General features: G+C 57.9%; 19 protein-coding genes. 9 read left to right on the top strand and 10 right to left on the bottom strand.

Features of this window, described 5'->3' with window-relative positions; translation table 11 throughout:
- Positions 1–51 precede the first annotated feature (51 nt).
- Entirely contained in the window at positions 52–660 is a 609-nt protein-coding gene (locus G6K99_RS10205; protein WP_174196463.1) for a recombinase family protein, read from the top strand.
- A 143-nt stretch (positions 661–803) separates the two neighbouring features.
- Here G6K99_RS10205 and G6K99_RS10210 read toward each other — a convergent pair whose 3' ends face one another.
- From G6K99_RS10210 to G6K99_RS10255, 10 genes are all read right to left on the bottom strand, one after another.
- Complete coding sequence (locus G6K99_RS10210; protein ID WP_174196464.1) at positions 804–3,995, bottom strand: type I restriction endonuclease subunit R; 3,192 nt, start codon at positions 3,993–3,995, stop codon at positions 804–806.
- Positions 3,996–4,011: 16 nt separating this feature from the next.
- Complete coding sequence (locus G6K99_RS10215; protein WP_174196465.1) at positions 4,012–6,144, bottom strand: DUF262 domain-containing protein; 2,133 nt, start codon at positions 6,142–6,144, stop codon at positions 4,012–4,014.
- A complete protein-coding gene (locus G6K99_RS10220) occupies positions 6,141–6,563 on the bottom strand; it encodes a hypothetical protein (protein WP_174196466.1) in 423 nt (140 codons plus the stop codon). Before G6K99_RS10220 ends, G6K99_RS10215 begins: the two co-directional genes overlap by 4 nt.
- Positions 6,560–7,921, bottom strand: a complete 1,362-nt coding sequence (locus G6K99_RS10225; RefSeq protein WP_174196467.1) for a restriction endonuclease subunit S — start codon at positions 7,919–7,921, stop codon at positions 6,560–6,562. Before G6K99_RS10225 ends, G6K99_RS10220 begins: the two co-directional genes overlap by 4 nt.
- Complete coding sequence (locus G6K99_RS10230) at positions 7,914–9,473, bottom strand: N-6 DNA methylase (protein WP_174196468.1); 1,560 nt, start codon at positions 9,471–9,473, stop codon at positions 7,914–7,916. Before G6K99_RS10230 ends, G6K99_RS10225 begins: the two co-directional genes overlap by 8 nt.
- A 134-nt stretch (positions 9,474–9,607) precedes the next feature.
- Positions 9,608–10,750, bottom strand: a complete 1,143-nt coding sequence (locus G6K99_RS10235; protein WP_174196469.1) for a hypothetical protein — start codon at positions 10,748–10,750, stop codon at positions 9,608–9,610.
- 992 nt (positions 10,751–11,742) lie between these two features.
- Entirely contained in the window at positions 11,743–12,546 is an 804-nt protein-coding gene (locus G6K99_RS23505) for a M10 family metallopeptidase C-terminal domain-containing protein (RefSeq protein WP_174196470.1), read from the bottom strand.
- Positions 12,547–12,968: 422 nt separating this feature from the next.
- Positions 12,969–13,445 (bottom strand): TIGR02391 family protein, encoded by a 477-nt coding sequence (locus tag G6K99_RS10245; RefSeq protein WP_174196471.1) that lies wholly within the window; start codon positions 13,443–13,445, stop codon positions 12,969–12,971.
- Positions 13,438–14,112 (bottom strand): DUF5343 domain-containing protein, encoded by a 675-nt coding sequence (locus G6K99_RS10250; protein ID WP_174196472.1) that lies wholly within the window; start codon positions 14,110–14,112, stop codon positions 13,438–13,440. The genes G6K99_RS10245 and G6K99_RS10250 overlap by 8 nt, the downstream gene beginning before the upstream one ends.
- Positions 14,113–14,660: 548 nt before the next feature.
- Positions 14,661–14,978 (bottom strand): hypothetical protein, encoded by a 318-nt coding sequence (locus G6K99_RS10255; protein WP_062455952.1) that lies wholly within the window; start codon positions 14,976–14,978, stop codon positions 14,661–14,663.
- Between the two features lie 372 nt (positions 14,979–15,350).
- On the opposite strand from G6K99_RS10255, the gene G6K99_RS10260 reads away from it, so the two are divergent.
- The 8 genes from G6K99_RS10260 to G6K99_RS10295 all read left to right on the top strand — a co-directional run bounded on the left by G6K99_RS10260 (position 15,351) and on the right by G6K99_RS10295 (position 23,424).
- On the top strand, positions 15,351–16,214 hold the full coding sequence (locus G6K99_RS10260) for a branched-chain amino acid ABC transporter permease (RefSeq protein ID WP_256413793.1): 864 nt from the start codon (positions 15,351–15,353) through the stop codon (positions 16,212–16,214).
- Between the two features lies 1 nt (position 16,215).
- On the top strand, positions 16,216–17,220 hold the full coding sequence (locus tag G6K99_RS10265; protein WP_174196473.1) for a branched-chain amino acid ABC transporter permease: 1,005 nt from the start codon (positions 16,216–16,218) through the stop codon (positions 17,218–17,220).
- On the top strand, positions 17,217–17,996 hold the full coding sequence (locus G6K99_RS10270; RefSeq protein WP_174196474.1) for an ABC transporter ATP-binding protein: 780 nt from the start codon (positions 17,217–17,219) through the stop codon (positions 17,994–17,996). Before G6K99_RS10265 ends, G6K99_RS10270 begins: the two co-directional genes overlap by 4 nt.
- Positions 17,977–18,693, top strand: coding sequence for an ABC transporter ATP-binding protein (locus tag G6K99_RS10275; RefSeq protein WP_174196475.1), 717 nt, complete (start codon positions 17,977–17,979; stop codon positions 18,691–18,693). The genes G6K99_RS10270 and G6K99_RS10275 overlap by 20 nt, the downstream gene beginning before the upstream one ends.
- On the top strand, positions 18,693–19,514 hold the full coding sequence (locus G6K99_RS10280) for a phosphate/phosphite/phosphonate ABC transporter substrate-binding protein (protein ID WP_174196476.1): 822 nt from the start codon (positions 18,693–18,695) through the stop codon (positions 19,512–19,514). Before G6K99_RS10275 ends, G6K99_RS10280 begins: the two co-directional genes overlap by 1 nt.
- A 92-nt stretch (positions 19,515–19,606) precedes the next feature.
- Positions 19,607–21,097 (top strand): aromatic amino acid lyase, encoded by a 1,491-nt coding sequence (gene hutH, locus G6K99_RS10285; RefSeq protein ID WP_174196477.1) that lies wholly within the window; start codon positions 19,607–19,609, stop codon positions 21,095–21,097.
- Positions 21,098–21,177: 80 nt separating this feature from the next.
- The gene (locus G6K99_RS10290; protein ID WP_174196478.1) at positions 21,178–21,975 is read left to right on the top strand and encodes an NAD(P)-dependent oxidoreductase; all 798 of its coding nucleotides are present in this window, start codon (positions 21,178–21,180) and stop codon (positions 21,973–21,975) included.
- Positions 21,976–21,990: 15 nt separating this feature from the next.
- Entirely contained in the window at positions 21,991–23,424 is a 1,434-nt protein-coding gene (locus G6K99_RS10295) for an aldehyde dehydrogenase family protein (RefSeq protein ID WP_174196479.1), read from the top strand.
- Positions 23,425–23,482: the final 58 nt, after the last annotated feature.

Raw genomic sequence — 23,482 nt, forward strand, 5'->3', positions numbered from 1 at the left:
AATGTACCGCCTATTTCTGAACCATCCAAAGTGAACCGAAAGGCTTAACAAATGTTTGTTCGTTCGTATTTGCGTGCGTCCACGAACGAACAAGACGCCACTCGGGCGCGGGCACAGCTTGAAGCCTTTGCCAACGAACGTGGCTTGTCCATCGCGGCGACCTATGTTGAAAATGAAAGTGGAGCAAAGCTCGCCCGGCCGGAACTCTTCCGCCTTCTCTCCGACGCCCTTCCCGGTGACATTCTTTTGATCGAACAGGTGGATCGGCTCTCACGTCTAACCGCTGCTGATTGGCAGAACCTCCGCGCTGAACTTGAAACTCGACGGGTCCGCGTAGTCGCGCTAGATCTTCCCACCTCTTGGACACTGGCCGTACCCGCTGACGAATTTACCGGGCGTATGTTCTCTGCAATCAATGGCATGATGCTCGATGTGCTCGCCGCTGTTGCTCGGAAGGACTACGATGATCGCCGCCGTAGGCAAGCTCAGGGACAGGCCCGAGCAAAAGCTGAAGGTCTTTATCGCGGACGGCCCGAGGACGCCAAACGGAATAAAGGTATCGCTGCCATGCTGAAAGCCGGCGCTTCTTGGACGCAAATCCAAAACGCAACGGGGTGCTCTCGTGCAACAATAGCAAAAATCGCAAAGCGGGCGACATAATGCTCGCCGTGCAGAGTTTTTTTGCAACCGGTTTCAAATTTTCCTTTGGCTGAGAACCAAAGGTAAAATGACGCCTTCCTTTCCGTCGAAGAGCGGGGACTGACGCCGAAGCGAACCGCTCTAGAAGGTACGCCGCCGCGCTATCAGATGTGATTTGAAACTATCTCTTTCAACAACAACTCGGCCTGAGCCAGTACAGTCTGGACGGCCTCCTGCTCCAAGTCCGGCGGATATCCGAATCGCTTCAGAATACGCTTCACCAGAATCCGCATTTTCGCTCGGGCACTTGCCTTGTGCTGCCAGTCGACCGTGACCGAGCCACGCATCTGCTCGACGAGCTCGTGGGCAATTACGCGGAGTTGCTCGCTTCCCATTGCCTCAACGGCGCTGTCATTACCCGCCAGGGCATCGTAGAAGGCGATCTCCTCCGGAGTAAGCCCCATCTCTTCGCCACGGGCGGAAGCGGCCTGCATCTCCTTTGCCAAGGCAATCAGTTCCTGGATCATCTCGACAGTAGAAATGGCATTGGCATGGTAGCGCGTTACGGCTTCCTCCAGCCGACGTGAAAAGGTTTTGGCCTCGACCACGTTGGATTTCGAGCGGCTCTTGATCTCGCCGTTAAGCAGCTTTTTCAACGCCTCCAGGGCAAGATTCTTTTTCTCCATTTTCTGGACGTCGGCGAGGAACTGGTCGGACAAAACGGAGATGTCAGGACTCTCTAGGCCTGCAGCTTTGAGGATGTCGACGATCTCGGCATTGGCTACAGCTTGATTGAGAAGTTGCTCGACAGCCAGCGACTTTGCCCTATCGGAAATCTTGCCAGTGGCTGTGGTCTTGACGAGCGCGGCTCTAACGGCCTGGAAGAAACCCACTTCATCCCTGATCTCGGCGGCATCATCACTCGCAGACGCAAGAGCATAGGCCTTGCTGAGTTCCAGAACGGCATCCTGATATCGCCGGTGGGCCTGTTTCTTGGCCTCCTGACTGTCGACTTTCGCGGCCTCCGCCTGCTGCCACTTCAGGATCCAGTCGATGCCGTCTGCAAGTGCTCTGAGCCGCTCGAAGGGCTTACCCGATATGCCGAGCATGTAGTCATGACCAGCGAACATCCCGCGGACGATCTCATACTTCTCCAACAAGAGCGCTACAGCCTGTTCCTCATCGATCCCCGTTTTTTCACGGTCAGACTGGGAATACTGGGCGAGCGCCTTTTTCAGGTTGGTGGCGATGCCGATGTAGTCCACCACGAGGCCGCCCGGCTTTTCCTTGAACACACGATTGACGCGGGCAATCGCCTGCATCAGCCCGTGGCCCCGCATTGGCTTGTCGACATACATCGTGTGCATGCAAGGCGCATCGAACCCCGTCAACCACATGTCGCGCACGAGGACGAGCTTTAGCGTGTCCTCGACCTTCCTGGCCCGCTTGGCGAGATCGTCTCGACGCCGCTTGTTGCCGATATGCGCTTGCCAATCGAGCGGATCGGAGGCCGACCCGGTCATGACGATCTTGATTGCGCCTTTGTCATCGTCATCGGAGTGCCATTCGGGACGAAGGGCGACGATCTCCTTGTAGAGATCAACGCAGATGCGGCGGCTCATGCAAACTGCCATGGCTTTGCCCGGCAGGCCTTCGATGCGCTTTTCCAGATGCGCAACGAGGTCTGCAGCGACCTGCTTGAGGCGTTTTTCCGCACCTACCAGCCGTTCAACTGTGGTCCACTGAGACTTCTGTTTCTCCTGCTCGGTCAGCGCCTCATCTTCAAGCATCGCCTCGATAGCTGCGTCAATCTTCGGCTTCTCATCCTCATCCAGGGTAATCCGGGCGAGGCGGCTTTCATAGTAGATGGGCACCGTCGCACCGTCTTCGACGGCCCGGCTGATGTCGTAAATATCAATGTATTCGCCGAAGATGGCCGGCGTATTCACATCGGTTGCCTCGATAGGGGTGCCCGTGAACCCCATAAAGGAAGCATTCGGCAGCCCCTGGCGTATATAGTGGGCATAGCCATAACTGCGCTCACCGGTTTCCCGGTTCAGCTTGGCGTCAAATCCGTACTGGCTGCGGTGTGCTTCATCCGCCATGACAATGACGTTTCGGCGCTCGGTAAGAACCGGAAACACCTCCTCACCCTTTTCGGGCGTGAACTTTTGCACCGTGGTGAAGATGACGCCGCCGGAGGCACGGTTCAGCAGCTTGCGCAGATCTTCCCGACTGTCCGCCTGTTCAGGCGTTTGCCGGATCAGATCCTTGCACAGGCTGAAGGTACCGAAAAGCTGGTCGTCGAGATCGTTACGGTCGGTGAGCACGATCAGGGTGGGATTTTCCAGCTCACGGGATCGCACGATCATCCCGCCGAGGAAGGCCATCAGCAGGCTTTTGCCCGAACCCTGCGTATGCCAGATCACGCCGATCTTTCGGTCGCCCTCCGGCTTCACCGCTTCGACAGCGCTAGTGATGGCTTTACGGGCACCGTGGAACTGATGGTAGCCGGCAATGATCTTGAACGGACCTTCTCCGAGGTCGCCAAACACTGTGAAGTCCCGGATCAGCGCCAGAAAGCGCTCTTTATCGAACACACCGCGCAGCAGCGTATCCATCTCATAGGGACCGTGGGGCGTGAAGTCGCCATCCGCACCGGTAACCGAACGCCAGGGCATGAAGCGTTCTTCGTCTGCTGTCAGCGAGCCGATCCGCGCCAGCATGCCGTCAGACGCCACCATGATGGCATTGGTGCGAAACAGCGACGGGATCTGCTTCTTGTAGGTCTGAAGTTGCTGGTAAGCCTGATCGATGGTGGCGGTCTTGCTTGCGGCATTCTTGAGCTCAATGATGCCGAGCGGCAGGCCGTTGACGAAAACCATCACGTCAGGCCGCCGCGTATGCTTGCCCTCGGCGACGGTGAACTGGTTGGTGAGGAGAAATTCGTTATTCTCTGGGTGCTCGAAATCGATCAGCCAGACTTTGTCGCCTTTTACCTCGCCATTGCCGATGGAAAACTCAACATCGACGCCTTCGGTGATGAGCCGATGGATCCGACGGTTCTCTTCCACCAGCGACGGCGTTTCCGTGATGGAGAGCTGGCGGATCGCCTGTTCACGAGCATCTGCTGGGACGTTTGGGTTCAAGCGCTCAACAACAGTGGCAAGAATGCCAGACAAAAGGACGTCACCGTAGGCTAGGCGAGCTGGATTGCTGCCGTCCGGCGAGATCACCTGCGACGGCTGATATTTATAGCCGAGGTCCACTAAAGTGGAGATGACGACCTCCTCGACGAGGCCTTCAGAGAAGCCGGCGTGAGAAGTTGACTGCTGATGATAAATGACGTCGCCCATGATCCCGCAGCTCCGATCACACAAAGCGTTCTTTGATGTAGGCGATCGATTGGTCGCCGGTCATCTCGCGTGACGAGTTACCATTGCGGACGTAGAACCGATCCTGGGCAGCCCCGCCCTTGTCTGCCAGCTTGATGTAGATCGGCTTGTTGGCCGGCAGGATTTCAACCCGGCAGAGTTCCTTCTCTTCAACTTCAGGAAAGGCAAGCTTGAGCTTGGTTGCCGCAAAGGCCTCGCCGAAAGTGTTGATGATTAGGGTCTTGAGATGAAGTTCGAACTTGTCGCGATTGCCGCCGTTGAGCGATTTGTAGTCATTGTCCAGACCTGCGATCTCGCCGTTGTCGGCAACGCCGATCAGAAGCGTGCCGCCATGGGCATTCGCGAAGGCCGCAATCGTTTTCATGATCACGCCTTCCAACTCCTTGTTCACGGTGCCGAGCTTGATGTCCCAGCGCAACGTCTGCTTGAACTCGACCTCCTCGTTCTCCCCTTCGGCGATCATATCCTCAAGAGAGACTTTTTCGGCGACCGCATTGGTCTCTGCAAGTCCTTCCAACCAGGCATTCAGGCTGTCGGCGAGCATCTTGCGGCGGGTCTTGAGGAAGAGTTCGTAATTGTCGATCTGCCAAAGCTCGCGATCATCCGGGATGAGCTGCAGGCCGAGCGCGTTTGGCTGGTTCTGGGCAACGCCGGAGAGATAGGCTTCTGTTTCCTTGGCACCCTTGGATCTGTTGGCGGTCTGGGTGAGAATGGCGCGGTTTGTGAGTTCCTGCGCCAATTGATAGCGAAGTCTGTTCTCCTGGCCATATCCGGCTGCCTTCAAGTTGGCGAAGGCGAAGATGTGGTCGTATTCCAGCTTGTACTTCTCGCCCATCGGCTGGTGAATGGAGACGCCTGTCGTGAGACATTTTGCGCCCCGGCTCTTCAGATGCCAGCGCAGCAGCCCGAACAAGGGGTTTTGCACGGCACTGCCCACAAACTCGTCCGGCGTGATCGCGATGTTGCCGCCACGATCCTCGCGGATCACGTCCAGCAGCCGATCAAAGGGCGTTTCTGATGTCGCGACAATCTTGAGGTCATGATCCAGCTTCTGCGGAAGCTGGCTGACGTAGCGCCGGCGAACCTGCGAATAGTAGAACCACTTCACCACTTTCTGGATGTCGTTATGGCTGAGATTGCAGTTCATCCGGTGGCAATAGGCGACGATCGGGATGACCGCATAGATCGAGTTGATTTCATCGGTATGGTCGACGAAGGCATGGCCGCGCAGCAGGTTCGCCACATAGTCCAGGACCTTAGCGTCAAGCGCCTTCCAGACCTCGCGGATCGCATCGTTGTTGTCCACCGAGTGCAGCTTGCGCATATCGGAGCCGCCCTGATGCAGAATGGCCAGCAGCGCATAGACGATGAAATCCAGCTTGAAGATGAAGCCGTTTGTCTTCAGCGTATCAAGCTTCTTTTTGAACGCCTCGCGGGCCTGGGGCCAGTATCCGGAGATCTGGGCCAGCGCGAGTTCGGCGTCCGTCAGCGCCACGCCACCGGCATTGACGATGTAGAAGATATCGATGGCTTCTCGCAAAGAGGCTTTGATCGGAATATTCTGCTCGGGGAAGTCCCGGTCCAATATTCCTTGAACCGCGGCGAACGTATCGTCGATGCGGTCATAGTCCTCATCTGTGAGTTGCCGTCCCGCTTCCCCCAACGCCTTATCAACGTCCTTGGCCCGGACCTTCTTCTTAAAAATGTCGGTCAGGTTGATCCAGCGCGGATCGTTTTCCATGCGCTTCTGCCGATATTCGACCTCGCGCGTCTGAACTTGAACATGAAGCCCGCGCGTATCCTCGGTGATCTCCTCAAGCGTGTAGTAGGGCGGCAGTTCACCACGGATCAGCATGTAAAGCGTCGTCACGCGCTGCTGGCCGTCGAGCAGGATCTTGATTGCCCCCTGGAGCGGATCATAGACGTGACCGCCCTTCAGTTCGGGGGGCTGGTTGGTATCCCAGGTCAGGATGGTGCCTGTCGGATAGCCTTTGATCATTGAGTCGATCAGCAGCTTGGCGTCTTTCTTCTTCCAGACATATTCGCGCTGGAAGGCCGGCACGAAGAGCTGCCGTTCGTCGATTTTTTCCAGAATGCTGCTGATTTTCATGATGGCGCTCTGCCTGAGGTTGAGATTCCAGGATTTTCTGAAAGGGCTTTGATGGCGTCGATGATCGCCCGGACGTCGGTCAGCGTCTTCGGCACGAATTTGGCTAAGTCGGCGTTGGCAAGTTGCGGCATGTGTTCCAAGGCACTGTGGCGACCATACTGTCCAGGAACCTGTCGGAGCCGATCGGCACGATCGATCTCACACTCCACATCCGCTACATGCTCGGCTACCTTGGCGAGGCACCAGATATTGGGCGGTGTCTTAGCGCCTTTCTCGTACATCACGTCGAATGGGCCCCCGCCAGTTACTTGGATGACATATCGATTGGCATGGACGCCTTGATGCTTCGAGCGGTGCTCTCGCCCCGCTTGGTCCAGCAGCCGCTCAATCTGCTTCTTGAAGTTTGTGTCTTGGCTCATTGCGCGGCCTCCATCAGTTGCTCAGCCTCGGACAGGCGGATTTCGCCCGACATGAGCTTGGGGAGGAGGAGGTCGCGGGTTGCGGATAGTGTGCCATTTTGCTGATCATTCTCTTCTCGCAAAGCCAGCGTCGGTTTGACCATTTGCTCGAACGCTGCAAGCGATGCATCGCTGGGATAGAGAAGAGGCATTTCAGCTAACGTAGATGTGTTTAGGTTGGGCATCGTCGCCCCGATCGCGCGAGCGCGTATCCAATCTAGAGTGTTTTGATGATCGAGGGAGTAAAAGAGGTACTCAGCGGGAATATGCCCAGGCGGAAAGCTGATTTTGAGACATCCCGTGCCACACAACCATCCTTCATTGTACGGTCCGATCAATGCTTTTCGCCCAATATCGCCTCTTCGGCCATATACGATGTCGCCTGTCTTTAGACGATGCTTGTTCAGGCGTTCCGTCGTCTCCAGAGAAACGTATGAAAAATCCCCTTGGCGGAAGCCCGAGTAAGTCAAGTTTGCCGGCATCACCACAGGAAGTCCTGCGGACACGTAATCCGATTGATGAAGTTGGCTGCCAAAGGGTCCTGTTTGGACAATCCCTCCGGTCGCTTTGGCAACCGCACCAAGACTTGTTTCCCTCCAACCCAACGGCAGCCCATCATCACCAAGCGTGGCGGGGAAGAGATCGGCAAGGGCTTGCGCGCGTTCAGTGTCCTGTACGAGGCCACCCATGATGGTGCCCGGATCGATTGCGCCGTCCAGCTTGCGGCGGGTGGGGCCGAAATCCACAAACCAGTCGCGGAAGTTCGCTTGTGCCATCGCCTCCAGCGTCTCGTTCATCCGCCGATTCAGTTCGATCTTGTCGTCAAGGGAGCCGAGGACGTCAGCGATGGCACGTTGTTCCCTCAGATCTGGCAGCGCTACAGGGAATGAGGGGAACTCCTTGAGAGCTATCCGATCAACGGTCGCTCCGAAGACTGTCCGGCTCCGCAGAAAATCCTGAAACAACGGTGACAAATAGTAGTACAGGAAAAACTTCGGGTCGAGTTTACTTCGATCCGTGCGAACCAATCCCATGCGCCGACCCAAGCAACACTCGAAGCCTTCTGGAATGATGGCCGCCTGACCGAGCCTTGTTTCATAAGAAAATACCACATCCCGCGGCTGAGGTTTCACCCTGCGGGTCCATGACGCAAAGTCTTCCGGTGTGACGTGACGCGTTTCCCCTAGATTGATCCGTCCATCTTGTAACGCTCCGATACCGAGAAAAATCGGGCCTGCCGTGACTGTTTTAGGGGTCGCATGTGGGCCGTCAAATATCTTCGCGACATCTCCGATCGCGACGGTGGGCCACTCAGTCATTGTGAATGATCCCGCCTAGAGCCGCTTCGATATGTTTCTCAAGGTCTCGCCCTTGCTGGAATTGCCCGAGCAAGGTCTCCCTGAGTCCCTCGAACTTCTCCGCAAACGAAATTCCATCATCCTCGGCATCCGCCGCGCCCACATACCGCCCCGGCGTCAGCACGTGGCCATGGCTTCGCACCTCATCGAGACTGGCCGATCTGCAGTAACCCGGCTCGTCCGCATACTCCGCCCAGCCGTTCTTCGCCCGCGTTTCCGGCTTCGAGCGCCAGCGGTGATAGGCGCCCGTGATCTTGTCGATATCCTCAGCCGTAAACTCGCGGCGCACCCGGTCCACCATGAAGCCGAGCTTGCGGGCATCGATGAAGAGGATTTCGCCGCGCCGGTCGCGGTGGCCATTGGCGCTCTTGTCGCGGGCGAGTATCCAGAGACAGGCGGGGATCTGGGTGGAATAGAAGAGCTGGCCCGGCAGCGCCACCATACAATCCACCTGATCCTTCTCGATCATGTCTTTGCGGATATCGCCTTCGCCCGATTGCTGGGAGGACATGGAGCCATTGGCCAGCACCACACCCGCCGTGCCGCGCGGGGCAAGGTGGTGAATGATGTGCTGCAGCCAGCCGAAATTGGCATTGCCATTCGGCGGCTTGCCAAACTTCCAGCGGGCATCTTCCGACAGCCGCTCGCCGCCCCAATCGGAAATGTTGAAGGGCGGGTTGGCGAGGATGAAATCAGCCTTCAGGTCTGGCAGTTCGTCGCGGTGGAAACTGCCCTCGTTGTTCCAGCGGATATCGGCATCAATGCCCTGCACGGCGAGGTTCATCTTGGCCAGGCGCCAGGTGGTGTGGTTGATCTCCTGGCCATAGACGGCAATGTCGTTTCGCCGTCCGCCATGCTCCTCGATGAACTTTTCCGACTGCACGAACATGCCGCCCGAGCCGCAGCAGGGGTCATAGACGCGGCCTTTATAGGGCTCCAGCATCTCGACCAGGGTTCGCACCACCGAACGTGGCGTAAAGAACTCGCCACCGCGCTTGCCTTCCGAGCCGGCGAAACCGGAGAGGAAATATTCATAGACCCGCCCCAGCAGGTCCTTAGCCGTGTCCTTGCTGTCATGCAGGCCGATATTGGAGAAGAGGTCGATCAGTTCGCCGAGCATGGTCTTGTTCAGCGTTGGGCGTGCATAGTTCTTCGGCAGAACGCCCTTCAATCCCTCGTTCGACGGGAAGCGCTCGATGGCTTCCATCGCCTCATCGATCAGCTTGCCGATCTCAGGCCGCTTGGCATTGGCCTGCAGAAAAAGCCACCGCGCTTCCGTCGGCACCCAGAAGACGTTTTCCGCCAGATATTCTTCCGGATCTTCCGCATCAGCATGCTCGTCCGCCATCAGCTTGGCGTGCAGACCTTCGAAGGCATCAGAAATGTATTTCAGGAAGATGAGGCCAAGCGCCACATGCTTGTATTCCGAGGGCTCCAGATTGCCCCTGAGCTTATCGGCAGCCTTGAAAAGCTCGGCCGTAAAGCCGAGGTCACCATTATTCTCTTTCGCCACGAGGGCAGTCTCCCCAATTCATATCCAGTCGAGGCGCGTCGGCGACATCTCTGAGTGCTCCGTCTAGGTGAGCTGAGTTCAACATGGTCGAGTTTGTTGGCGCAGGCAGATGTTTACGATAGGGCCACCCATACTCAGGCCATTTTCGCGCGTTGGTAGTTTAGTATCTGTGTTTGCTCAGGTGAGAGCACTACGGGATGCGGAATTTGAAGCGCTTTGATCCGCAATTCGTCAAAAATCGATCGGTGGTAGTTCGGTCCGTGAGGAGAAAGATCAAACATGTCTTCGAGAATTTTAGACTTCCGGTCCGCGGGTATCGGATCCCAAACTGACGGTCTCAGAAACCAGTGATCCGTGTGGAAAACCATCCATGCTTCAACGAGATCTATCAAGGAAAGGTCCGTTTTCAACCCTCTAATGTACCGGTTTATGACATCCTTATCTTTGTCACTTCCAGCCAAATATATTAAAGATCCCTGCGACTGCGGTATCACGCCACATACCAAGGTTACCGACCGGCTCTCTACCTCATAGTCGATCAATCCTGATAGCGCGACGGGAATCAAAATATCCCCTTGGATCGAAGCAATATAAAGTTTTGACTCCCCGGTCCGCTCGATTGTCGGGAAATGCTGGTCGTAAAGGCTTTCAAGCGAGCTCAGCGCTCTGTTTCCGGTCAGTATATGGGTCTGCGCTACGCCAAACACACCGTCTTCTATTTGAGCACCTTCAAAGATGACGTCGTGCGTGCGTGCCTCTTCCCGAGCCTTAGTTTCAAACCGCAACATCATCTCTGAATAGGTTCGTTCAAGCCACTCCACATCATACCGTTTGCGTCGGATCTCGCGGCATATTGTCCGAAAAACCTGCAGCTCAACCGCTACTGCTGTATCGATCAAAGATTTTCTTTCAAATTCTCCAAATATAAGCTCGTGTTTCGAGCAAAATCCTGGAAAAGTTGAAGCTTCAGATGCGCCAACTCGTTTTAGCTGAAGTTCTCCGTCAGAAAAATGAGGTGTCAGCACGTGCCCCTTTTCGATTAATCCTGTAATGGGGCCGGTACGTTGCACCGTATGTGACTTTGAGATACTAGGCGACTGACAACCTCGAAACATGCACTGAATCGGTTGCTTCCAGCCCGCAGCTTTAGATTTCATCGACGCGAACAATGCTGCTTTGAGTTCACCTTCCGATGCGAACAGCTTTGACGGATCGTCAGCCAAAGCAAAAAGGCGGTCCATGTAATCTTGAACGTTGCGCGGAAAATTGGCGGTCATAGATTTTGCTTGCCTATCGTGAGAATCGAGCTGTCACCGTTATGTTTCAACTTTTGTCGGTGAACTAGAACTATCACGGGGTGATTAAAGCGTTTTGCCCTTTAACGAAAATTGTAATAGTGGCTCTCATAGATGGATTTGTCACATGCGACTTTGAGTGTGATCCGTAGCCAAGCCTACGCCCGTACGACCGAGTATGCCCGCACCGGTACGTTTGCAACGGGTCTCACAAAAACGACCAATTCCAACAACAGCTCCAACATAGGGTATTAGCTAGTTGATTTATAACGATTAAAATGGAGAGGTTCCCCTCTCTCCGGGCCCACCACCTTAATTCTTAGTTACTGTAGCCGGACGCGAATTTTCCGGAATTTTGACACGAGGTTCCGGAAATTCCATCTTTGTCAGAGCCAGTTAGCAGCCCGAGAGGCACTGATGGATGCCATTCCGTCGAGTCGCTCGTAGTAACTTCGGAAATGCTTTAGCTCCACGGTGCGTCCATGTGTGATGTAAATCTGCAGGAGCCAAACCAATTTTGGGAAGGCTTCAGAGGTTCCAAAGAGAGCACGAGGTCGGTCCCCTCCATAGCGGACCGGCATATCGAGTTGCTTTGTGGGTTGTAGGGAATGATGTAGCCGTCCGTCAAAGAGAAGATACCATTTGGCGCTAGCGTCTTTTCTGTTTTAGACGCGAGCTGTAAGGCCCGATCCAGAACGGTGGCAGCGTGCTACAAAGTGAGCCTGGTAGGCTATTCCCGCAACTGAAAGCACTTTTGGCTTAATTCATCCGATGTAGCTAGTGCCACTTCTGCGACGACTATTCGTGAACGGTGCGGGGATCGTCTAAAAACTCGAAGCATAACAAAGCGGCCTTGAAACCCCGCACCTATGCGGGTTTTCGTTGTTTCCGCTTGCGAAATTCAGCTATTTCGCCGTCCAATTGGGACTCGAATTTCTCTGGTGAGGCCGCCATCCGCGCTAAGATGTCACTCGCTAGAGCAGGAAGTCGTCCTTGTAGAGGGTTACGGCGTCGTCATACTTGATGGCGAAATCTACTTTTTTGTCGCCGTTCACGTCGGCATACACCATAGAATATGACCCGTGTTTTTCATATCTAAGCTCGCCAGCGTGGCCAGTGAATTTCTTGGTGCCGATCCAGTCGAAACCTTGATCCCCAACTACCTTCGCGTTCGCATCTATTTGGGAAAGATCCACGTGATCTCGGATGCCGCCTTTAGGGGCGTGCTCCCAGTCAGTGATGACGTCGAACGCAGTGGCTGTGCTTTCCTTGATCGACTTGAACAGAAACGTGTCTGCTCCTTGTCCGCCGGAAAGATAGTCTTTCCCCATTCCGCCGTACAAAATGTCGTTTCCGTCAAAGGCTATGAGCTTGTCATTTCCTGCGCCGCCCAACAGCTTATCCATACCGAAACTGCCACTGAGGGTATCGTTGCCGGGCGTGCCGCTTATGTCTTCCATCACGTCGGAGACGTCGTACATAATTCCTTTTGTGTCCAGTATTTGGCCGTCGAGATGGGCTGAAACGCGTATCAAAATATGCAGCTCGAGCGCTTCCATCCGCTCATAATCGAACTTCCCCGCGATGAGGATCTGGCTGCCCGATATGCTGAAGGAGTTGTCCTCAAGCGTAGATCCGTGATCACCATAAAGCTCGGACTGCACCGTATATGTGACGCCTGCCTGCTCAGGGAACGTCGAAACCGTGGCGAGCACTGTTCCAGCTTTTGACCCCTCAGGTACAGAGTTCAATACCTTGGTGATTACGATCTCGGTCACTGTTTCTGCTCCTCCAAGTTGCACGGGACTAGCAATAGCGAAAGTTTGGCATTTGACAACATCTGTCAGCGGCGATGGACACCGTCATTTGAAAGCCATATGAGGAGGGGAGCGGGGGCGGCATTTTGATTACACCGGAGGTCGGTTTCATAGCTGATCTTGCGAGGGGGGCGTTCAAAAAATCGCAATAAGATCCAGGGGAGGGCAGAGGGGCGTTTTGGGCCGAACGCTGTTGTTTTCGCTGCGCTAATCGACTTTCTCTGGGCCCACCATTTATGTCCATCGCCACAACAGGCTGGACTCTCCTCGCACAAGTCTGGATTCTTCGTCAGATGAAGTCGGATTCCGCACATGCAGACCGGAAAAGAAAGCTCCAAACGCTTATGCGAGGGGTGAATTCAATTTCGGCCGCCGCTGCAAGGTCACGGTGACATCCTGTCCTGAAGCCGCCGGAGCAAAGTCGAGGCCATCGAGAGATGATCGAGGCATTGATCTATCGTGTCGTGAATTATCTCATGTCCCCTCGGATTACGAATCGCCGACATAGAACCCGCGAATATGAATTTATAACCGCTCTGTTCGTCCAGCTCGCTCTGGGTGAGCATCTCTGTCAGCTTGATCTTAGTGTTCTTTTCTCCGAACGCGTTCATCATAAGACCATGACCGCTGTCGCTGACACCTGAGATTTTTTTTACATGAGTGTCTAGGAACTTGAAGGCTTCGAAAGTCGCCTGCGAATAATGTCCGTCGTCGAAAAGAGCCTTTGAGACTTTGGTGATTGCAGAGTGAATGTTTCGCTCGTCGAATGGATGGGCGGTCGGCACTGACGACTGGGGTGTGCTCCCAAAATTTCCCGCCGTTCTGGCGATCCGCTCGAACCGAGTGAGGTTCTTAAACATCGATCAGGTTGGCCTTGATGCTTTTGAAGATGTTGTCGTAAGTTTCCTGCGATCCTTCGGCTGGCAGATTGATCTCGATCCGCACCGTCAGCGCCATATCTCTTTTAGATGATGTGTGGTTTGGCAAGGAAACGGAGACAGGCTCCGTGGCGGTCTGAGCTGACTTGGCCTTTGCAGGTTTTGCTTTCGGGGTCTTGGAGTTGCCATTGGAAGCGGTTGCACGGGATTTGGAGGGAGCCGCCTGCTGCTCGTTTCCCGCGAGGCTGCTGAACGCCTGAAAGACCCCCGCCTGCCTCGCGCCGATGACTTCGCTGGTCTTGTCGTTGGTGCGGAAATACGCTGTCAGTTCGGGTTTAGTCAAAGTCCAAGCATCATCACCCCTAATTTCAAAGAGGTCCGCATATGCCTCACGGACTAGAGATGCGAATGCCTTTTCGAACTCTTCTGGAGGCAAGACAAATACTTCGTGTCCCTTTTCTGTGCGCTTCCCTTCTTCGTCGATGACCCCGAGAAATTGCAGGGCATTGATCACATAGCTCTCGTTGTTCGAAGCAACTTGGTATTTCTTGACAGTATCGGAAGACACGGTCGCAGGAAAATTCTGACGCAGGAAACCAATCATCTGTGTGATGTTGCCCGCGCCAGAGATATACGGATGCGATGCCATAGAATTCTCCTTGAATCGAGTGATCGATCAATCACGCGAGCCACGAAGTTAGTCAACCGAATCAAGTCTTGGTTGTGGAGTAGGACCGTCGCAGACGTACTTCATAAACAGATATTTTTCGGTGGTTGATTTGCGGGTGAAAATTTCCCTGTTCGACGTTCCGCACAGGGAACCTCACGGGTCCGGTGTTATTCGTCACCAACAGAGTTGGGCGGGCCCGCGATGACTGTTCGTGCCGGGCGTTGGCCAGGGACGTTGTTCAGGGTCTAACGGGATAGACAAGGACCCGTCTTGAGAACGGAACCTGGATCAACGATCCCGGGAACTGGAAGGTTTTTGTGGATAGTCTTGTGCTGACGACCGACCCGAAGACCAATGTCTAGGGCTGCCAGAGCCGAAAGTGGCGCCGGTCCCTGGGGAGAATACCGGTTGCCCTAAATCTCTGCCCATCGATAGGACAGCACACTACCCCAATTACTCCCACCACCACCCAAAAAAAAGCGCCCCCCGCGATATCGCGGAGAGCGCTTTTGGGGAAAAACTGCTGATTAGCAGTTGGTGCCCTGGACGGTTGTGCCGGTGTTGTTCGGGAGGTTGCCCGAGTTGGCTGCGTCACCTGGCTGGCCGCCGTTGTTGCACTTCTTGCTGCCTTCGCCCATCGTGCTGCTGCTCGGCATGGTGCTGTTGGTAGCTGTCGAATCGACGGTGCCGGAAGCTGCTGGCTTCGGCGGGATGTTGCCACCTTCGCCTGCGGTGTTCTGCTGTACATTGCTGCGGTCTGCGGCGGTGCCGGACGTTGCCGTCTGGGCCATAGCCGACGTTGCGAGACCAGCGGAAAGGATCGTTACTGCGAGAAGCTTCATCATTATGGTGTTTCCTTGTATTCCCTACGGTGACTTAACCCGATGGCGGGCAAAAGGTTTCCTCACATTAGCAAAAGATCTTCATGCGGGCGGGCCGTGGGTTTTTGATGATTGGCAGCTTCGTCGGTTCGGTTGCGTCATTCGGGAGCACGGTTGCCGGCAACTTCTAGGCCACTCGCTGGCGACTGGTCGGCCACGAGGCGGCTGGGGGCGTTCTTGCATGGTCGGTTCGCTTCGTTCGCCATGCCGGAGCCCCGCTCTGTGGATAACCGCATCTCGGGTGAATTCCGGCTTTTGTCACCCCAGCAATTTTCTTGACCTTCGGCTTCAATTATAAGCAGCCTGCAGTTCGGGACCGCATGGGAGGCGAGACGGTTGCAGACGATTTTGAGCATCGGTATCGATGCGCTCGCCTATGGCATGATCCTGTTCGTGATTTCGATCGGGCTTTCAGTGACGATGGGGCTGATGCGGGTGGTCAATCTCGCCCATGGTGCCTTCGCGATGATCGGCGGCTATGTCGCCTCCTACGTTTCGCGGGATCTCGGCCTTGGCTATGCGCCGGCCATCCTTGCCGCCGTGGTTGCGACGATCGTGATTGCGGCGCCGATCGAGCGGTTTCTCTATCGGCGCATCTATGGCGCGCCTAAGCTGACGCAGGTGCTGATGACGATCGGCATCACCTTTTGCATCATCGGGCTTGCCAATTACCTGATGGGGCCGACGCTGAAGACCATTCCGCTTTCGGATGTGCTGCAACAGCCGGTCGATCTCGGGTTCCGCAGCATTTCCGCGCATCGGCTGTTTGCGATCTTCTGCGGTCTTGCCGTGGCGCTTTGCCTGTGGCTTGCGATCGAGAAGACCGGTTTCGGCATCAGGCTGCGGGCCTCGGTCGACAATGCGGCGATGGCCTCAGCGCTGGGGGTTCGCACCGAAATCATCTATGCGGTCAGCTTTGCGGTCGCGGTCGGGCTTGCGGCCTTCGGCGGCGTGGTCGGGGCCGAGTTACTGCCGGTCGAGCCCTATTATGCGCTGCGCTATCTCGTGACATTCCTGGTCGTCGTTTCCGTCGGCGGGGCAGGCTCGATCGGGGGCACGTTGCTCGCCTGCCTGCTGCTCGGCGCGGTCGATACGACGGGCCGCTATCTCCTGCCCGAGTTCGGCGAGTTCTTCTTCTACCTTGCGGTGATCGCCATCATCTGCGTGTTTCCGAACGGCCTCATGAAGGGGGCGAAGTAGAATGGCGGTTGATGTGAGTTCAAGGGATATGGGCGCGATGCGCCGGCGGCGTTCGCTGATGCGCGATGTCGTGGGGTTCGGCGTGATCGTCCTTGCCGCGGCGATCGGCTATTTTGCCTTTCCGGATAATCTGGCGCTTCTGACGCGGATCATCGCGGTGGCGCTGCTCGTGCTTTCGCTCGATCTCGTTACCGGCTATTGCGGCGTGGCGACGCTTGGTCATGCGGCGCTGTTTGGCAGCGGCGCCTATGCGGCGGGTATTCTCTCTGCCCATTACGGCATCAACGATCCGCTGCTGATGACGCTTGCGGGTCTTGTCGGCGGAGCGCTTGCCGGGCTGTTGTCGGCGCTCGTCATGCTGCGTGCGCATGGGCTGCCGCAACTGGTTCTGTCGATCGCCCTCATTCATCTGTTTCACGAGCTTGCCAACAAGATGTCGTCCTTTACCGGCGGCAGCGACGGTCTTTCGGGGATCGCGCCGGATCCGATCTTCGGCCGTTTCGAATTCGATCTGTTCGGCAATACGGCCTATGTGTTCGCGGTCGTGATCCTGCTCGTCGTTTTCGTTTTCCTGCGCATTCTCGTGCGGTCGCCGTTCGGCATGCTGTGCCGCGGGCTCAAAGAAGATCCGCTCAGGATCCGGGCGATGGGCGCCTCGCCGAAGCGGGCGATCGTCAAGATGTACGGAATTTCCGGCGCGGTCGCAGGGCTGGGTGGCGCGCTCAACGCTATTTCCACGCAGGTGGTCGGGCTTGATACGCTGTCGTTTACCCAGTCGGCGGAAGCGCTGGTCATGCTGGCACTCGGCGGCACGGGATCGCTGTTCGGGGCCCTGGCCGGCACCGTCGCCTTCATGATGTTTCAGGACTATGTGTCGTCAGTCAATCCTTTCCACTGGCTGACCATGGTCGGCGCGCTTTTAATTGCCGTCGTGCTGTTTGCGCCGAAAGGCATCTACGGAACGGTGGCGGCGTTTCTTGAAAAACGGCGGGAGGGACGGCCATGACCGCAGCTGTCAGAAGTCCCGTGTTCGAAGTCGTCGCCCTCAAAAAGTCGTTCGGCGGGCTGGTTGTCACGAACGATGTGTCGCTGTCGATGGCGGCGGGCGATCGGGTGGCGTTGATCGGCCCGAACGGTGCCGGCAAGACGACCTTCGTCAATCTGGTGACGGGAACGCTGGCCCCCAGTTCCGGCGAGGTGCGGCTCGGCGGCGAGGTGATCACGGGGCTCGATGCAAGCGCTCGCGTCAAACGCGGGCTGGTGCGGTCCTTCCAGGTGACGAGGCTGTTTCAGGATATGACGGCGGCAGAGCATCTGGGCCTTGCGGTTCTTCAGCGGGAAGGGCGATCCGGCCGCATCTTCGGCAATTTCCTGACCATGCCTGATGTGATGCAGGAGGTGGAGCACCGGCTCGAGACATTGCGGCTGACCGCGCTCATGCACCGCAAGGTCCGCGAGATCGCCTATGGTCAGCAGCGTCTTCTGGAAATCGCCATCGCGCTTGCGTTGAAGCCGAAAGTGCTGCTGCTCGACGAACCGGCGGCCGGCGTGCCGCAAAGCGATGTCGGGCTGATCGAGCAGGCTCTCGACGAACTGCCGGCCGATCTGGCGGTGCTGATGATCGAGCATGACATGGATCTCGTCTTCCGGTTTGCCAAAAAGGTCGTGGTGCTTGCCGCCGGCGCTGTCATTTTCGACGGCGCGCCGGGCGACGCCACACGCGATCCCCGCGTCAGGGAAGCCTATCTGGGGAGCTATGCCGATGCCGGCCGCGTCGCTTAAGATCGAAAACCTGTCGGCGGGCTACGGCCCAACCAGGGTGCTGGAAGACATTACCATCACTGTTCCGGCCGGACGTCGGCTGGCCGTTCTCGGCCGCAACGGCATGGGCAAGACGACGCTTCTTGCGAGCCTTGCCGGGCAGACCCGTCGTTACGGTGGCCGCATTGCGATTGACGGTGCCGATATCAGCACTGCCGCGAGCGCCGACCGCGCCCGTGCGGGCCTCGGCTATGTGCCGCAGGAACGCTGCGTATTCCCGAGCCTGACAGTGGAGGAAAACTTGTTCGTCGGCCTCAAGGCGCGCCCGAAGGATGCGATCGAGGAGGCCTATGCCATGTTTCCGCGGCTGAAGGAGCGGCGCAGCAATCTGGGTAACCAGCTTTCCGGCGGCGAGCAGCAGATGCTGACGACGGCCCGCACCATTCTCGGCCGTCCCTCCGTGTTGCTTCTCGACGAACCGCTCGAAGGTCTCGCCCCCGTCATCTGCGAGGAACTGATGGTTGCCTTCACGGCGCTTGCGACATCAGGCGATATGACCATCCTACTGGTGGAGCAGCGGATCCAGAGCGCGCTCGATTTTGCGGAAGACGTCATCATTCTGGAGCGCGGGCGCATTGCCTGGAGCGGCACACCGGATGCCCTGTCGAAGGATCAGCAGACCGTGGACCGTCTGCTCGGCGTCGGCGGTCTGCATTGATGGACAAGGTCTCGCGGCTCGCCAGTCTGGCGATGTATGTCGCGCCGCCACTGGTTGCGCAGGCGACGGATGCGCTGTGGACGTTTCTTGCCCGCAGGCTCACCGATGCGGGCATGGCCGGGGTTCCCGGTACGCTCGACCGTTCGATCTCCCATGACGATGCCTGGATGCGGCCGGAGCTGCTTTTGTCGCAGACCTGCGGATACCCTTACGTCAGCAGTCTGCGCGGAAACGTGCGGCTGGTGGCGACGCCCTGCTATGCCTATCCGGGTTGCGACGGGCCGGATATGCGCAGCTTCGTGATTGTCCGCAAGGATGCGGGGATAGTCTCGCTCGAGGACCTGCGCGGGCGGTCGGCGGCGATCAACAGTCGGGACAGCAATTCGGGCGCCAATCTGTTTCGCGCCGCGATCGCGCCGATTGCGCGTGGATCCCGCATCTTCGGGAAGGTCATCGAAACCGGTGGGCATGCCGCCAGCATCGCGGCGGTTTCCAAGGGCAGGGCGGATTGCGCTGCGATAGACTGCATCACGTACGGTCATGTGGCGCGGTTCGCGCCTGAAGATCTCGCTGATATCGTCGTGGTGGCAGAGACACCGTCTGGGCCAGGACTGCCGCTGATCACCCGTGCATCTGCATCCGATGACGAGGTGGCGCTTTTGCGAGAAGCGCTTGAGGCAGCACTCGTTGACCCGTCACTTGCGGATGTGCGTGACGTGCTGGCACTGTCCGGTTTCGCGGTTCTCGACGATTCCCGTTACGAGAGGCTGCTCGAGCTTGAGCGGCAGGCCGCAGCGCTTGGCTATCCTGCCGTCGCCTGACACATCGACGCCGCTGCCGGGACTTTGCCTTATCCCTTGAGACGCCTATCGTAGCGCCTTCGCCAACCCCGGCCTTTCAAGGGACGCTGCCCGTGACGATCCTTATCGACAAGGTACTGACGTGGCGTGATGTCGCTCACGTTGCGGAAGGCGAGGATCTCGCGCTTTCGCAAGGGGCTTGGGACCGAATTGCTTATGCCCGCCGCATCGTTGAAGCGTTGGTAGACAGCGGCGCGAGGGCGTATGGCATCACGACGGGTGTCGGCGCGCTGTCCGATACGGTCGTCGATCGCGACGCACAGAGCCGGCTTTCGCGCAATATCGTCATGAGCCATGCCTGCGGTGTCGGACCGCTGCTTGGCCGCCGCGACGTGAGGGCGGTGATCGCGGCGCAGATCGCCAATTTCGCGCATGGGCATTCCGGTGTGCGGCCTCAGATCGTCAGGCATCTCTGCCGGTTTCTCGAGGCCGACTGCATTCCGGATATGCCGTCGAAAGGCTCGGCCGGGTATCTCATCCACAATGCCCATACGGCGCTGGTGCTGATCGGCGAGGGGCATGCGTCCGTGGCGGGGGAGCGGATGACCGGCCGCACGGCGCTTGCCGCAATCGGGCTCGAACCGCTGGTGCTCGGCGCCAAGGAAGGGCTCAGCCTCGTCAATGGCACCGCCTGCTCGACCGGTCTTGCCTGCGTGGCGCTCGCCCGTGCCGAACGGCTGCTCGATTGGGCCAATGCGATTGCCGCTGTGACGCTGGAGGCTGCCGGTTGCCAGATGGCGGCCTTCGATGAGGATGTGCTGGCGCTGAGACCTTCGGCCGGCATCGCTATGGTCGGAGCGGCGTTGCGGTCACGTCTTCAGGGAAGCGGCATCATCGCCGCCGCGGTCGGGCGGCGAACACAGGATGCGCTCAGTCTTCGCGCCATACCGCATGCGCATGGCGCCGCCCGCGACGTGTTTGCCCACGCGTGCGGAATTGTCGATCAGGAGCTTGCCTCCGTCACCGACAACCCCGCAATCGCCGGGACTCCGGATGCGCCGCTGGTCTGGTCCGAAGCCCATGCGGTGGCGCCGGCGCTCGGTCACGCCGCCGATGCTCTGGCAGCTGCGATTGCCCAGGTTGCGGCCATGAGCGAGCGTCGCATCGACCGACTGGTCAATCCGCTGGTGAGCGGCCTGCCGCCGTTTCTTGCGACCGATGCGGGAAGCCATTCCGGCTTCATGATCGCGCAGTATACAGCTGCCGCACTCGTCAACGACAACCGTCGGCTGGCCGCGCCCGCCGCGACCGATGGCGGTCTCACGTCGGGGCTTCAGGAGGACTTTTTGGCGCATCCGACCGCGGCAGCCAACAAGCTGCTCGCCATACTCGACAATGCCGAACAGGTGTTTGCGATCGAATTGATGGCGGGCGTCCAGGCGCAGGACATTCTCGCCGAAACCAATTCTCCCGCAAACGGCACCCGCGTCGTGCATGATTTGGTGCGGCAGCATGTGGCCATCTACGCGGACGATCGCCCGCTGGGTCAGGATATGGACTTGCTGCGCCAACTCATCGCCGGCAATCCGCCGCCGCCTGCTTGACCTCCCTTGCGCATCTTATAGTATGACTTCAGACATCATGTATGATGACATGCGATGGGAATCTGTCCTGGGGAGGATCAATGCTGAAGAGACTTTTGCTGACCGGCGCCGCCGGCGGGCTTGCGCGCGGAATTCGTCCGCTGCTGAGCGAGCTTGCAGAAGAAGTGGTGCTGTCGGATCTCACCGACATCGATGATCCCGGTGCGAACCAGCGTTTCGTGCGCTGCGATCTGTCCGATGCCGCAGCCGTCGCCAAACTGGTTGAAGGCGTCGACGGTATCATCCATCTCGGCGGTGTTTCGATCGAAAAACCGTTCGACATGATCCTGCAGGCCAATATCGTTGGCCTCTACAATCTCTACGAGGCTGCCCGCCACAGCGGCAAGCCGCGCATCGTGTTTGCCAGTTCCAACCATGTCGTCGGCTATTACAGACGCGACGAATTCATCGACAACAGCGTCGCACCGAAGCCGGACTCGCTCTATGGTGTTTCCAAAGTGTTCGGCGAGGCGGTTGCCAGCATGTACTGGCAGAAGTTCGCTCAGGAGACGCTGTCGATGCGGATCGGGTCCTGCTTCGACAAGCCGCTGACCCGTCGTATGCTGGCAACATGGCTGAGCTACCAGGATTTCGTATCGCTTTGCGGGCGGGCCTTCTCCGCTCCACGGCTTGGCCATACGGTGGTCTACGGCGCTTCGGCAAACGATGAACAGTGGTGGGACAACGGCAACGCGTCCTTCCTTGGCTGGAGGCCGCAGGACACGTCCGCGAAATGGCGCGTGGAAGTGGAGGCAGCGGCGGTTGACGATCCGGCCGATCCCGCGGTCATTTATCAAGGCGGTGCATTCACCACGGCCGGGCATCCGGACGATATCTGAGATAGGAATTTTGCAATGACGATCTACCAGAACCTGATTGCCGGCGAATGGGTCGGCACGGATGCGTCCGAGAACATCAGCCCGTCCGACACGAAAGATGTCGTCGGTCTCTATGCCCGCGGTAGCGCCGAGGATACCAAGACCGCGATCGCGGCGGCGAAGGCTGCGTTTCCCGCATGGTCGCGCTCCGGCATCCTGGAGCGGCACGCGATCCTGAAGAAGACCGCGGACGAGATCCTGGCCCGCAAGGAAGAGCTCGGCAAGCTGCTGGCGCGCGAAGAAGGTAAGATCCTGCCGGAAGCGATCGGCGAGGTGACGCGAGCCGCGCAGATCTTCGATTTCTTCGCCGGCGAAGCGCTGCGCCTGACCGGCGAGATCGTGCCGTCGGCACGGCCGGGCATTACTGTGGAGATCACCCGCGAGCCGCTCGGCGTCATCGGCATCATCACACCGTGGAATTTTCCGATCGCCATTCCGGCGTGGAAGATCGCGCCGGCGCTTTGCTACGGCAACACGGTCGTGTTCAAGCCGGCCGAACTCGTGCCGGGCTGCGCCTGGGCGATCGTCGATATTCTGCACCGCGCAGGACTTCCGAAGGGCGTGCTCAACCTGGTGATGGGAAGCGGCTCGGTGGTCGGTCAGGCGATGCTCGACAGCCGGGATCTCGGCGGCATCACGTTCACAGGCTCGACCGGAACCGGCAAGCGGGTGGCGCTTGCCTCGATCGAGCATAACCGCAAGTTCCAGCTGGAAATGGGCGGCAAGAACCCGATGGTGGTGCTTGACGATGCTGACCTTTCGGTCGCTGTCGAAGCTGCTGCCAATTCAGGCTTCTTCTCGACCGGCCAGCGCTGCACGGCCTCGTCGCGGCTGATCGTGACGGAAGGCATTCACGACAAGTTCGTGGCGGCCATGACCGACAAGCTGAAGTCACTGATCGTTGACAACGCGCTGAAGGCCGGCACGCATATCGGTCCCGTCGTCGACGAACGGCAGCTCAAGCAGGATACCGACTATATCGAGATCGGCAAAAGCGAAGGCGCCAAGCTTGCCTTCGGCGGTGAGGTCGTGTCCCGCGATACGCCCGGCTTCTATCTTCAGCCGACGATGTTTACCGAAGCGACCAACCAGATGCGCATCAGCCAGGAAGAGATTTTTGGCCCTGTCGTGTCGGTTATCCGGGTCAAGGATTATGACGAGGCGCTCGCCGTTGCCAACGATACGCCGTTCGGCCTTTCCGCCGGCATCGCCACGACCAGCCTGAAGCATGCGACGCATTTCAAGCGCAACTCCGAAGCCGGGATGGTGATGGTCAACCTGCCGACGGCGGGCGTCGATTTCCACGTTCCGTTCGGCGGCCGCAAGGCGTCGTCCTTCGGTTCACGCGAACAGGGCAAGTATGCAGCGGAATTCTTCACCGTAGTGAAGACAGCCTATACGCTGCCGTAACCGAATTTGGCCCCGGCGTAGCAGATGTTGCGCCGGGTGCAATCACCGTGATCCTCTG

Source organism: Neorhizobium sp. AL 9.2.2 (assembly GCF_013317225.1).
Lineage (GTDB): Bacteria > Pseudomonadota > Alphaproteobacteria > Rhizobiales > Rhizobiaceae > Neorhizobium > Neorhizobium soli.

Excerpts from the sequence above, each read along its gene's own strand:
- G6K99_RS10205 (WP_174196463.1), top strand. The coding sequence starts at position 52 with ATGTTTGTTCGTTCGTATTTGCGTGCGTCCACGAACGAACAAGACGCC.
- G6K99_RS10210 (WP_174196464.1), bottom strand. The coding sequence starts at position 3,995 with ATGGGCGACGTCATTTATCATCAGCAGTCAACTTCTCACGCCGGCTTC.
- G6K99_RS10215 (WP_174196465.1), bottom strand. The coding sequence starts at position 6,144 with ATGAAAATCAGCAGCATTCTGGAAAAAATCGACGAACGGCAGCTCTTC.
- G6K99_RS10220 (WP_174196466.1), bottom strand. The coding sequence starts at position 6,563 with ATGAGCCAAGACACAAACTTCAAGAAGCAGATTGAGCGGCTGCTGGAC.
- G6K99_RS10225 (WP_174196467.1), bottom strand. The coding sequence starts at position 7,921 with ATGACTGAGTGGCCCACCGTCGCGATCGGAGATGTCGCGAAGATATTT.
- G6K99_RS10235 (WP_174196469.1), bottom strand. The coding sequence starts at position 10,750 with ATGACCGCCAATTTTCCGCGCAACGTTCAAGATTACATGGACCGCCTT.
- G6K99_RS10245 (WP_174196471.1), bottom strand. The coding sequence starts at position 13,445 with ATGTTTAAGAACCTCACTCGGTTCGAGCGGATCGCCAGAACGGCGGGA.
- G6K99_RS10250 (WP_174196472.1), bottom strand. The coding sequence starts at position 14,112 with ATGGCATCGCATCCGTATATCTCTGGCGCGGGCAACATCACACAGATG.
- G6K99_RS10255 (WP_062455952.1), bottom strand. The coding sequence starts at position 14,978 with ATGATGAAGCTTCTCGCAGTAACGATCCTTTCCGCTGGTCTCGCAACG.
- G6K99_RS10265 (WP_174196473.1), top strand. The coding sequence starts at position 16,216 with ATGGCGGTTGATGTGAGTTCAAGGGATATGGGCGCGATGCGCCGGCGG.
- G6K99_RS10270 (WP_174196474.1), top strand. The coding sequence starts at position 17,217 with ATGACCGCAGCTGTCAGAAGTCCCGTGTTCGAAGTCGTCGCCCTCAAA.
- G6K99_RS10275 (WP_174196475.1), top strand. The coding sequence starts at position 17,977 with ATGCCGGCCGCGTCGCTTAAGATCGAAAACCTGTCGGCGGGCTACGGC.
- G6K99_RS10280 (WP_174196476.1), top strand. The coding sequence starts at position 18,693 with ATGGACAAGGTCTCGCGGCTCGCCAGTCTGGCGATGTATGTCGCGCCG.
- G6K99_RS10290 (WP_174196478.1), top strand. The coding sequence starts at position 21,178 with ATGCTGAAGAGACTTTTGCTGACCGGCGCCGCCGGCGGGCTTGCGCGC.
- G6K99_RS10295 (WP_174196479.1), top strand. The coding sequence starts at position 21,991 with ATGACGATCTACCAGAACCTGATTGCCGGCGAATGGGTCGGCACGGAT.